Genomic DNA, 10,941 nt, shown 5'->3' on the forward strand with positions numbered 1-10,941 from the left:
ATGCAGGTAACCATGACCGTCAACGGCGAGCCGGTCACCGCGGAGGTCGAGCCGCGCACCCTGCTCGTGCATTTCCTGCGAGATCAATTGCGGCTCACCGGAACCCACTGGGGCTGCGACACCAGCAACTGCGGCGCCTGTGTGGTGGAGGTCGACGGCGAACCGGTGAAGTCGTGCACGATGCTGGCCGTCATGGCGGGCGGTCATGCGGTGCGCACCGTCGAGGGACTCGAAGTGGACGGCCAGCTCGATCCCGTGCAAGAGGGCTTCATGCAGTGCCACGGGCTACAGTGCGGATTCTGCACGCCGGGAATGATGATCACCGCCCGCGCACTGCTCGACCGCAACCAGAATCCCGACGAGCAGACCATCCGGGAGGCTATCTCGGGCCAGATCTGCCGCTGCACCGGGTACACCACCATCGTGCGGTCGATCCAGTGGGCCGCGTCGAAGCAACGAGGCGAAGCCGCGGAACCCGAACCCGCTTCGACGGCAGCGCCGGCGGGGAGCGCGTCATGACCGCCGTCGAGCCCCGCCCCGAAGACCGCGTCGACAACGACCGCAAGCCATGCGGTCACGGCAGGATGCTCCGCAAGGAGGACCCGCGGTTCATTCGCGGACGCGGCAATTTCGTCGACGACGTGGCGCTGCCCGGCATGCTGCATCTGGCGATCCTGCGGTCCCCGTTCGCGCACGCGAGGATTGTCAGCGTCGATGTCTCAGCGGCACAGGCACACCCGAAGGTCAAAGCGGTCGTCACGGGCGCGGATCTCGCGGCCAAGGGCCTGGCCTGGATGCCGACACTGTCCAACGACGTGCAGGCGGTGCTGGCGACGGACAAGGTGCGGTTCCAGGGCCAGGAGGTGGCCTTCGTCGTCGCCGAGGATCGCTACTCCGCGCGCGACGCGTTGGAGCTGATCAATGTCGAGTACGAGATGCTCGAGCCGGTGATCGACGTCCGGAAGGCGCTCGCGCCCGAGACGCCGGTGATCCGCACCGATCTCGAGGGTAAGCGGGACAACCACTGCTTCGACTGGGAGACCGGTGACGCCGCCGCGACCGAGGCGGTGTTCGCGCGCGCCGATGTCGTGGTGAAGCAGGAGATCGTTTATCCGCGGGTGCATCCCGCGCCGATGGAGACCTGCGGCGCCGTCGCGGATCTCGATCCCGTGACGGGAAAGCTCACGCTGTGGTCGACGAGTCAGGCGCCGCATGCCCACCGCACGCTCTACGCGTTGGTGGCCGGACTGCCCGAGCACAAGATCCGGGTGATCGCACCCGATATCGGCGGCGGGTTCGGCAACAAGGTGCCCATCTATCCGGGATATGTCTGCGCCATCGTCGGATCGCTGCTGCTGGGCAAACCGGTGAAGTGGATGGAGGACCGCAGCGAGAATCTGGTCAGTACCGGGTTCGCCCGCGACTACATCATGGTCGGCGAGATCGCCGCCGACACCGACGGCAAGATTCTCGCCATCCGGTCGACCGTGCTCGCCGATCACGGCGCCTTCAACGGCACGGCCGCGCCGTTGAAGTATCCGGCGGGCTTCTTCGGCGTCTTCACCGGTAGCTACGACATCGAGGCCGCGTACTGCAAGATGACCGCGGTCTACACCAACAAGGCCCCGGGTGGCGTCGCCTACGCGTGCTCGTTCCGGATCACCGAGGCCGTCTACTTCGTCGAGCGGTTGGTCGATTGCCTCGCCCAGGAACTGGAAATGGATCCGGCCGAACTACGGTTGCGGAATCTGCTTCGCCCCGAACAGTTCCCGTACACGAGCAAGACCGGCTGGGTCTACGACTCCGGCGACTACGAGAAGACCATGCGCCTCGCGATGGACATGATCGGCTACGACGCGTTGCGAGAAGAGCAGCGGGAGCGGCGCGCACGCGGCGAGCTGATGGGCATCGGGATGTCGTTCTTCACCGAGGCCGTCGGCGCGGGTCCGCGCAAGGATATGGACATCCTCGGGCTGGGGATGGCCGACGGGTGCGAGCTGCGCGTCCATCCGACCGGCAAAGCCGTTGTGCGCCTGTCGGTTCAGACCCAGGGGCAGGGACACGAGACGACGTTCGCCCAGATCGTCGCCGAGGAACTCGGCATACCGCCGGATGACATCGACGTGGTGCACGGCGACACCGATCAGACGCCGTTCGGCCTCGGCACCTACGGCAGCCGGTCGACACCGGTCTCGGGCGCGGCCGCCGCGCTGGTGGCGCGGAAGGTGCGCGACAAGGCGCGGATCATCGCCTCCGGCATGCTCGAGGTCTCCATCGCCGACCTCGAATGGGAGAAAGGCTCGTTCCACGTCAAAGGCGATCCGTCCGCGGCGGTCACGATTCAGCAGATCGCGATGCGCGCGCACGGCGCCGGTGATCTCCCCGAGGGGATCGAGGGCGGACTCGACGCGCAGATCTGCTACAACCCGGAGAATCTCACCTACCCGTACGGCGCGTACTTCTGCGTCGTCGACGTCGACCCGGGCACGGCTGTGGTGAAGGTCCGGCGCTTCCTCGCCGTCGACGACTGCGGAACCCGGATCAATCCGATGATCATCGAGGGCCAGATCCACGGCGGTGTCGTCGACGGCATCGGCATGGCGCTGATGGAGATCATCGCCTTCGACGAGGACGGCAACTGCCTCGGCGGGTCCCTGATGGACTACCTCATCCCGACGGCGCTCGAGGTCCCGCATCTCGAGACCGGCCACACGGTCACCCCTTCGCCGCTGCATCCGATCGGTGCGAAGGGCATCGGCGAATCGGCCACGGTCGGATCGCCCGCGGCGGTGGTCAACGCGGTGGTGGACGCGTTGGCGCCGTTCGGAGTTCGGCACGCCGACATGCCGCTGACGCCGTCGCGGGTGTGGGAGGCGATGCAGGGCAGGCCGAGACCGCCCATCTGAGTGGATGCGAGCGATGAGATCACCGATGAAGATCAGCGAGCGAGCGCAGCAGCTGGTCCGCACCCGGACTCCGTTCGTGCACGCGACCGTCGTGCGCGCGCAGCAACCGACCTCGGCGCACGCCGGGGACGAGGCGATCCTGTTGCAGGACGGGACGATCGAGGGATTCGTCGGCGGCCAGTGCGCCCAGAACTCGGTCCGCAAGGCCGCGCTGGGCGCCCTGCAGTCGAACGAGAGTGTGCTGCTGCGCGTGCTACCCGACGGCGATCTGCAATTCCCCGAGGCGCCGGGCGCGGCGGTGGTGGTGAATCCCTGCCTGTCCGGCGGAGCGCTGGAGATCTTCCTCGAGCCACAGATCCCGGCGCCGCTCGTGCGCATCTGCGGCGCGACACCCATCGCGGACGCGCTGGCCGAACTGTGCGAACTGGTGGGCTTCGGGGTGCAGCGAAGCGTCGCCGAACCCGACCCGCTGGATTCTCCTGCCGACACGACGGCGATGGTGATCGCCAGCCACGGTGGACCGGAAGCCGAGCTGATCCGCGTCGCGCTCGACGCGGGCGTGGGCTATATCGGTCTGGTGGCCAGCAGCATTCGCGGGGCGTCGATCCTCGACGAGCTCGGCCTGACCGACGCCGAGCGTGCACGGGTGCGCACCCCCGTGGGTTTGCCGATCGGGGCCAAGACGTCCCAAGAGATAGCCGTCTCGATCGTCGCGGAACTGATCCAGGCGATCCGCAAGGGTGGTTTGACGGTGCCGTCGCGCCCGGCGAGCCTCGTGTCCGAGGCTCTCGATCCGGTGTGCGGCATGACCGTGGCGGTCGGGCCGGACACGCCGCGTCTCACTGTCGACGGTGTCGACTACTGGTTCTGTAGCTCCGGCTGCCGCAAGTCCTTCGCAGCGACGAAGACGGACTCATGACGAGCGGGTTCGTCACCGGAATCGTCCTCGCCGCGGGAACCTCGCGGCGTCTCGGCACCGCGAAACAGCTACTGCCGTATCGGAATACGACGGTTCTCGGCGCCACGCTCGACGTGGTGCGATCCTGCGCTTTCGATCAGATGATCGTCACGCTTGGCGGATCGGCGGCAGCGATCCAGCGGCAGGTCGATCTGACCGGGCTGGAGGTGGTCATGGCCGAGGACTTCGGTTCGGGATGCTCGTCGTCGTTGCGTTCGGCCCTGCGCTCGGTGCATCCCCGGGCCGACGGGATGGTGCTCGTGCTCGGTGATCAACCGGGTCTGTCGGCGGCGACGGTCGACCGGCTGATCGCCGAGGGAACGACCGGCGCCATCACGGTCTGCCGCTACCGCGACGGCCTCGGGCATCCATTCTGGCTGAGCCGCAGCATGTTCGGCGAGCTGGCCCGATTGCACGGCGACAAGGCCGTGTGGAAGATCATCGAGTCGGGTCGCGTGCCGGTGTCCCGACTCGAGGTCGACGCACCGGTGCCCCTGGACGTGGACACCTGGGACGACTACGAGCGCCTGCGCGCCGCCTCGCCGCCATGATGTCGCCGTTCGACGACGTCGAGGACGTGGTGCGACGTTTCGACGCCGACGACTACCTGCTCGATACCGGGACCGCCGCGGCGTTCTATCTGGCTACCACGCTGGGGCGGCCGCTGCTGCTGGAAGGCGAACCGGGAGTGGGCAAGACGACGGCGGCGAAGACCTTGGCCACCGTGCTCGGCGCACCGCTGATCCGCCTGCAGTGCTACGAGGGCCTCACGGTCAGCGAAGCGCTGTACGACTGGAACTATCAGCGTCAACTGCTCAGCATCCGGCTCGCCGAGGCACGCGGCGCGGCCCTCACCGAAGCCGATCTGTTCACCGAGGCATTCCTGGTCGACCGCCCGATCCTGCGCTGTGTGCGGTATCGCGGGCCGACGCCGCCGGTGCTGCTCGTCGACGAGATCGACCGTGCCGACGACGAATTCGAGGCGCTGCTGCTGGAATTCCTCGGTGAGGCGGCGGTGACCGTTCCCGAACTCGGGACCTTCGTCGCCGAACAGCCGCCGCTGGCGGTGCTGACCTCGAACCGCAGCCGCGACCTGCACGACGCGCTGCGGCGGCGCTGCCTCTACCACTGGATCGATTACCCGGAACCGGCTCGCGCGGTGGCGATCGTGCGACGCACCGTGCCAGGGGCGACCGACGCGCTGATAGAGCACGCCACCCGATTCGTCGCCCACGCCCGCACTCTCGATCTCGACAAGCCGCCCGGCGTCGCCGAGGCCATCGACTGGATCGCCGCGTTGGCCACGCTCGATGTCGCCGAGCTCACCGCGCCGGAGGCGATCGCCGCGCTCAGCGCACTGGCGAAGACACCCGACGACCGCGCCACCGTGCACGGGGCGTTCGACGAATACACCCAGGGCCTGGCTCCCGGATGAGAGGGATACTCCGATGAAGATCGCCAACGAGTTCACCGTCAACGCACCCGTCGAGCGGGCGTGGGAGGTGCTGACCGACCTCGAACAGGTGGTCCCGCTCATGCCTGGCGCGCAGATGGTGGGCTGGGAGGGAGACGACTTCCTCGGCAAGCTGAAAGTCAAAGTCGGTCCGGTGATCAGTGAATTCAGCGGTAAGGCGAATTTCGTCGAGCGCGACGAAAACGACCATCGAGCGGTGATCAACGGCCGTGGCCGGGATTCCCGCGGATCCGGAAACGCCGCGGCGCTCATCACCACACAATTGCGTGCAGACGGCGACCAGACCCGTGTCACCGTGGACACCGATCTCAAAATCGTCGGCAAGCTCGCTCAATTCGGCAGCGGAATGCTGCAGCAGGTTTCCGAGAAAATGATGGGTCAATTCGTTGCCTCTCTGGAAGCGAAACTCGCGGAAGCCGATTCGGCTTCCGTCGAGCCGGTGGCCGAGGTGGACAGCCGAGCAGTGCGGCCACAACCGGTCGCGCAGCCCGAGCAGGAGCCGCTCGACCTCGGAAATCTCGTCAGGTCGGCGATACTCGAGAAGTACGTGCCCGCGATCGTGTTCGCGCTCGCGGCCTTGATCGGAATCGTTGTGATAGTCAGGCGAATGCGCGGGCAACGATGACCCGAGCGGTCCTGCTGCGCGGCGTCGATCTGGCCGCGTTCGCCGTCGCGGTCGTCGCGCGGTTGCGGCGCGGCGGGGTCGCGGTGGCGCCGAGCGGGCCCGCGCTGTACGTGCAGGCCTTGCGTCGCATGGCGCCGCGATCGCGCACCGAGCTCTACTGGGCCACGCGCCTCACGCTCGTCGATCGCATGCAGGATCTGGCCGCCTTCGACGCGGTCTTCGCGGCGGTGTTCGCCGACGCGGTGCTGGGCACGGACCCGCCGAGCCGAACGCACGGACTGCCGCCCGGACGCGCGTCGGGCACGGGCGGTCGCGGGCGGCCTCGGCAAGGTAGTGACGTGCCTTGGGCGACACTGGGATCGGTAACCGGCTTCGATCAGTCGACCGACCAGAGCGCGACGCTGCCGGACGTGCTGCCGAGCCGCTTCGCGGCGCGAGCACAGGAACCGTTCGCCCGCTTCGATCCGGACGATCTGCGCACCATCGGGACCTGGTTGGAACAGGCGTCGGCGCTCTGGCCCCAGCGCAGCAGCAGGCGCTACGAGAGTCATCCGCACGGCAAGCGCATCGACTTCCGGGCGACGATGAACAACTCCCGCCGCACCGGCTGGGAGTCGGCGGTGCTGGTCCGCACTCGTCCACGGCGTAGACGGCGCCGAATCGTCTTGATCTGCGACGTCAGCCGCTCGATGCAGCCGTACGCGACGATCTACCTGCATCTGATGCGGGCCGCGATGCAGCGCCGCTCCACCGATCGACCCGAGGTCTTCGCCTTCTCCACTTCGCTGACCAGGCTGACCTCGGTGCTGGCGCACCGCTCCCCCGATGTCGCGGTGGCCCGGGCCAACGACAAAGTGGTCGACCGGTATGGCGGCACGCACATCGGCCGATGCCTCGGCGCGCTGCTCGCGACTCCGTCCGGCGCCGCGGTGCGCGGCGCCGTCGTCGTCATCGCATCGGACGGCTGGGACAGCGATACCCCCGATGTCCTCGCCCGTGCGATGGCCCGGATCCGACGCCGTGCGTGGCGCGTCATCTGGCTCAATCCCCGCGCGGGCGATCCTCGATTCGAGCCCACTACCGGTGCGATGGCTGCGGCGCTACCGTTCTGCGACATGATGATGCCCGCGCACACGCTGGCGGGTGTGGAGGCATTGGTGCGGGCGCTGGCCTCGTCGGTTGTCACCTGACGAGCACTCAGGACGTGGCCGAGTCCATGCGAAGGAACTCGTTGATGCGCAGCAGCTTCGGTGGACGCGCCACGTCATCGGCCAAGGCGCGGAACGCCTCCTCTGCCCCGACCAAACGCGGCGCGGCGAGGTCGAACTCCTTCCCGTCGACCCGGAGCCGCGCGGTGCCCGCCGCCAGGATGTTGCGCACCCAGTCCGAACCTGATCCGTACACCGGAATGAACAGATAGCCGCCGTCGACGGGATGGGCGTCGAGCGGCGTGCGGTAGGTCGCGCCGGAGACGCGGCCGACGTGAATAAGTACGGGCCGCTTGCCTCCCGCGATCGCGGGAGGATTGAACACCCGCTTGTTGACGTGGGCCAACCACCTCGGCATAGGCATCGGTGATCTCCTTCTCTCGCACCGGAAGGGCATCACGGATTGGTCGTTCGCCGAAACGGCGGCTGCTTCCAACCCGAGAAACTTACACTCGTAAGGCTGACTTACACCTGTAAGCTTGTCAACACCTTCACACCCTGGAGACGTCATGCCCCCACGCCAACCCCTCAGCAGAGATCGCGTGCTCGATGCCGCGATCCGGGTCGCGGATCGCGGTGGGGCGGAGGCCATTTCGATGCGGCGGGTAGCCCAGGAACTGGGCGTGGAGGCGATGTCGCTCTACAACCACGTACCGAACAAGGAAGCGCTCCTCGACGGCGTGGTCGATGCGGTGTTCGCGGCGATCGAGCTGCCCACCGTCGACTGCGACGAGTGGCGCGATGCGATCCGGGCGCGCGCTCGCTCCGCGCGCGCGGTCTTGTCACGACACAGCTGGGCTCTCGGACTCATCGATTCGCGCCGCAATCCGGGACCGGCGACGTTGCGCCACCACAACGCGGTCCTCGGTGTCCTCCGGGAGGCCGGGTTCTCGCTGCCGATGGCCGCGCACGCCGTCTCGCTCATCGACAGCTATGTCAGCGGGTATGTCCTCCAAGAGGCGAATCTGCCGATGACGACTCCGGCCGATATCGAGGAAGTCGCGGGCAACCTGCTCGAGCACCTACCGACGCGGGAGTTGCCGTACCTCACGGAAATGATCGTCGACCACGCCCTGCGACCGGGCTACGACCACACCAGCGAGTTCGGCTACGGGCTGGAGCTGATACTCGACGCGCTCGAAATGCGCCGGGAAACGCCGACGGTGCACATCCCGGCACCTCCGAGTGTGTAGCCCGAAAACTCGAGCGGGCGCACCCGTCGTCGTCAGATCCGCGCGGGGCGGGCGCCGCGGCGCCGCGGGCGCAGCTGGTACAGGCGGTACCAAGCCAGCGCGAGGAAGACGATTCCGAGTGCGGCGACGACTCCCATGTCGACCAGCCACGTCCCGATGCTGTGCTTCCACAGCGGGTCGGCCGCGCCGTCGTGCGGCGACAGAGTGTCGAGATCGAGGGTGGCGGCCCCGGCGGCGTACCCCCACCGCGACGGCGATATGTACGACAACTGCTCCAGGAAGATGGTGCCGGGCAGCCGCACCAGCCCGCCGGTGAGCACCAGTTGCGCCATCGAGAGCACGATCAGCAGCGGCAGCGTCTTCTCGGAGGTGTTGACCGAGACCGACACCAGCAAGCCCAATGCCAGCGAGGTGATACCGAGCAGCGCCATCGCCAGAATCAGCTCCACCTCGGCCGAGGTGAACAGCCCTTTGGGCGGCATAGCCACGCCGATGGTGCCGATCAGCACCAACACCACCGCCTGGAGGGTGGTGATCACCCCCAGCACCAGCATCTTCGACATCAGATAGACGCCCGCCGACAAGCCCGCCGCGCGTTCTCTGCCGTAGATCGTCTGTTCCTTGACGATCTCGCGAATCGAGTTGCCGGTGCCGACGAAGCAGGCGGCGAACATCAGAATCATGAGCTTGGTCGGCGCGTCGACGTTGGTTCCCGGCGTCCCGGCGAAACCCTGGCCCGGGGGCACCGCGGCGATCAGGCCGCCGAGCAGCACGGGCATCACGCCGAGGAGCGCCAGATAGCTTCGGTCCGAGGCGATGACCGCCAGGTACCGACGGCACAACGTGCTGAGCTGACTGAGCTTGGACTGCGGCGCGGGCGGTGGCTCCGGCGCGTGCACGTCGGCGGGGCCGACCTCGTCGGTCAGTCCGACCGCCACATACTGCTGGAAGTACGGGGAATCCCGGAACTCGCCCGCCCAGTCGCGGTCGGCCTCGCGTTCGAACGCCTGGAACACCTCGGCCCAGGTGCGCTGCCCGAAGTGCCGCAACCCCTCCGCGGGAGGACCGTAGTAGGCCAGCCGACCGCCGGGCACCAGCACCAGCAGGCGGTCGCAGGCATCGAGATTCGCCACGCTGTGCGTCACCACGATGACGGTCCGGCCATCGTGCGCCAGCTCGGACAGCATCTCCATCACCGTCTTGTCCAAGCCGGGGTCGAGGCCGGAAGTCGGTTCGTCGAGGAACAGCAGCGACGGCTTGGTCAGCAACTCCAGCGCCACGTTCACGCGTTTGCGCTGTCCGCCCGAGAGCCGATCGATGCGGGTCTCGGCGTGCTTCGCCAAGCCGAGCTCCCCCAAGACCTCGTCGACCCGCTGCTCGCGCTCCTCGCGGCGGGTGTCGCCGGGGAAGCGCAGTTCGGCCGCATAGAGCAGGGCGCGCCGGGTCTGCAGCTGGTTGTGCAGGATGTCCTCCTGCGGGACCAGGCCGATTCGGTGCCGGAGCTCGTCGTAGTTGGTGTACAGATCGCGTCCGTCGTAGCGGACCGTGCCCTCGGTCGCGGGTCGCAACCCGGTGACCGCGCCGAGCAGCGTCGACTTGCCCGCGCCGCTCGGACCGATGACGCCGACGAGCGAGCGGTGCGGTATGGGGAAGCTCACCCCGTCGAGGAGCACCTTGCCCTCGCCCGTCCGCACGATGAGGTTTTGCACCGAGACCGACACGTCACCCGTGTCGACGAACTCGCGCAGTTCGTCGCCGACCAGCCGGGCAGTGGTATGCCCCATGGCGATCAGGTCGGATTCGGTGAGGTCGGCGGCATCGACCCGGGAACCGTTGACATAGGTGCCGTTGTGGCTGCCGAGGTCGACGATCCGGTACTTGCCGTCGCCGATCACCCGCAGTTCGGCGTGATGGCGGGAGACCATGAGGTCGGAGACGACGATGTCGTTGTCGGCGGCGCGGCCGATCCGAAGCGGGCTCGTGGTGATCCGTACTACCGCGCTGGGGTCGGCGGACGGAGCCAGCGACCGCGCAATCGGCAGGCCGTCACCCGTGCGGAACTTCGTGACAGTCACTTCGTCGTCGAGCTGGTAGCCGGGATCCGGGACGATCATCGTGTCTCCGCCGGGATCGCCATCGGTCTCGCGACCGGGTGGCGCTTCCACCGAACAGGCCAACTGCTCGCCGTCCCTGGCGTGGCCGAGCTGGAACGTCTCGTCTCGGTCGATCACCATGCGTTCGACGCGTCTACCGTCGAAATACGTGCCGTTGCGGCTGCCCGCGTCCTCGATTTCCCACCCGTCGGATCCCCGCTCCAGGACGGCGTGCACTGCGGATACCCGGGGATCGGTGACCACGATATCGGCTGTGGGATCGCGACCGACGTTATATGCGCCACCGGCGCGTAGCCGATAGACGCGTTCCCTCGTCTGCACCACTAGAACCGGCGCCTCGGGAAATTCCGTGGAGGACGGTTCATCCGCCATAACGGGAGTATACGACCGTGCCGCACGCCCCCCGCAATAGTTGGTCGTCGGTGCCGGATTCGAATCCGCTGCGCCACCGGCCACAATGGAA

General features: G+C 67.6%; 10 protein-coding genes. 8 read left to right on the forward strand and 2 right to left on the reverse strand.

Annotated elements, in window-relative coordinates; genetic code table 11:
- Genes T333_RS30140 through T333_RS30170 form a run of 7 tightly spaced genes read left to right on the forward strand, consistent with a single transcriptional unit; the run spans window position 1 to window position 7,153 of the window.
- Window positions 1-519, forward strand: coding sequence for a (2Fe-2S)-binding protein (locus tag T333_RS30140; RefSeq protein WP_355001431.1), 519 nt, complete (start codon window positions 1-3; stop codon window positions 517-519).
- On the forward strand, window positions 516-2,906 hold the full coding sequence (locus T333_RS30145; RefSeq protein ID WP_496426603.1) for an aerobic carbon-monoxide dehydrogenase large subunit: 2,391 nt from the start codon (window positions 516-518) through the stop codon (window positions 2,904-2,906). The genes T333_RS30140 and T333_RS30145 overlap by 4 nt, the downstream gene beginning before the upstream one ends.
- A gap of 25 nt (window positions 2,907-2,931) precedes the next feature.
- Window positions 2,932-3,825, forward strand: coding sequence for an XdhC family protein (locus tag T333_RS30150; RefSeq protein ID WP_355001708.1), 894 nt, complete (start codon window positions 2,932-2,934; stop codon window positions 3,823-3,825).
- Window positions 3,822-4,415: a nucleotidyltransferase family protein gene (locus T333_RS30155; protein ID WP_496426604.1), complete on the forward strand. Its 594-nt coding sequence runs from the start codon at window positions 3,822-3,824 to the stop codon at window positions 4,413-4,415. Before T333_RS30150 ends, T333_RS30155 begins: the two co-directional genes overlap by 4 nt.
- Window positions 4,412-5,299 (forward strand): AAA family ATPase, encoded by an 888-nt coding sequence (locus T333_RS30160; protein ID WP_496426605.1) that lies wholly within the window; start codon window positions 4,412-4,414, stop codon window positions 5,297-5,299. The genes T333_RS30155 and T333_RS30160 overlap by 4 nt, the downstream gene beginning before the upstream one ends.
- Window positions 5,300-5,312: 13 nt before the next feature.
- Window positions 5,313-5,963, forward strand: coding sequence for an SRPBCC family protein (locus T333_RS30165; protein WP_496426606.1), 651 nt, complete (start codon window positions 5,313-5,315; stop codon window positions 5,961-5,963).
- A complete protein-coding gene (locus T333_RS30170; RefSeq protein WP_496426607.1) occupies window positions 5,960-7,153 on the forward strand; it encodes a vWA domain-containing protein in 1,194 nt (397 codons plus the stop codon). Before T333_RS30165 ends, T333_RS30170 begins: the two co-directional genes overlap by 4 nt.
- 7 nt (window positions 7,154-7,160) lie before the next feature.
- Here T333_RS30170 and T333_RS30175 read toward each other — a convergent pair whose 3' ends face one another.
- Window positions 7,161-7,535, reverse strand: a complete 375-nt coding sequence (locus tag T333_RS30175; RefSeq protein WP_496426608.1) for a nitroreductase family deazaflavin-dependent oxidoreductase — start codon at window positions 7,533-7,535, stop codon at window positions 7,161-7,163.
- A gap of 145 nt (window positions 7,536-7,680) precedes the next feature.
- Here T333_RS30175 and T333_RS30180 point away from each other — a divergent pair, with 145 nt between their 5' ends.
- On the forward strand, window positions 7,681-8,364 hold the full coding sequence (locus T333_RS30180; RefSeq protein WP_496426609.1) for a TetR/AcrR family transcriptional regulator: 684 nt from the start codon (window positions 7,681-7,683) through the stop codon (window positions 8,362-8,364).
- A gap of 32 nt (window positions 8,365-8,396) precedes the next feature.
- Here T333_RS30180 and T333_RS30185 read toward each other — a convergent pair whose 3' ends face one another.
- Entirely contained in the window at window positions 8,397-10,850 is a 2,454-nt protein-coding gene (locus T333_RS30185) for an FHA domain-containing protein (RefSeq protein WP_357247560.1), read from the reverse strand.
- Window positions 10,851-10,941 lie beyond the last annotated feature (91 nt).

The sequence above is a fragment of the Nocardia sp. CNS-044 genome, from assembly GCF_059570515.1.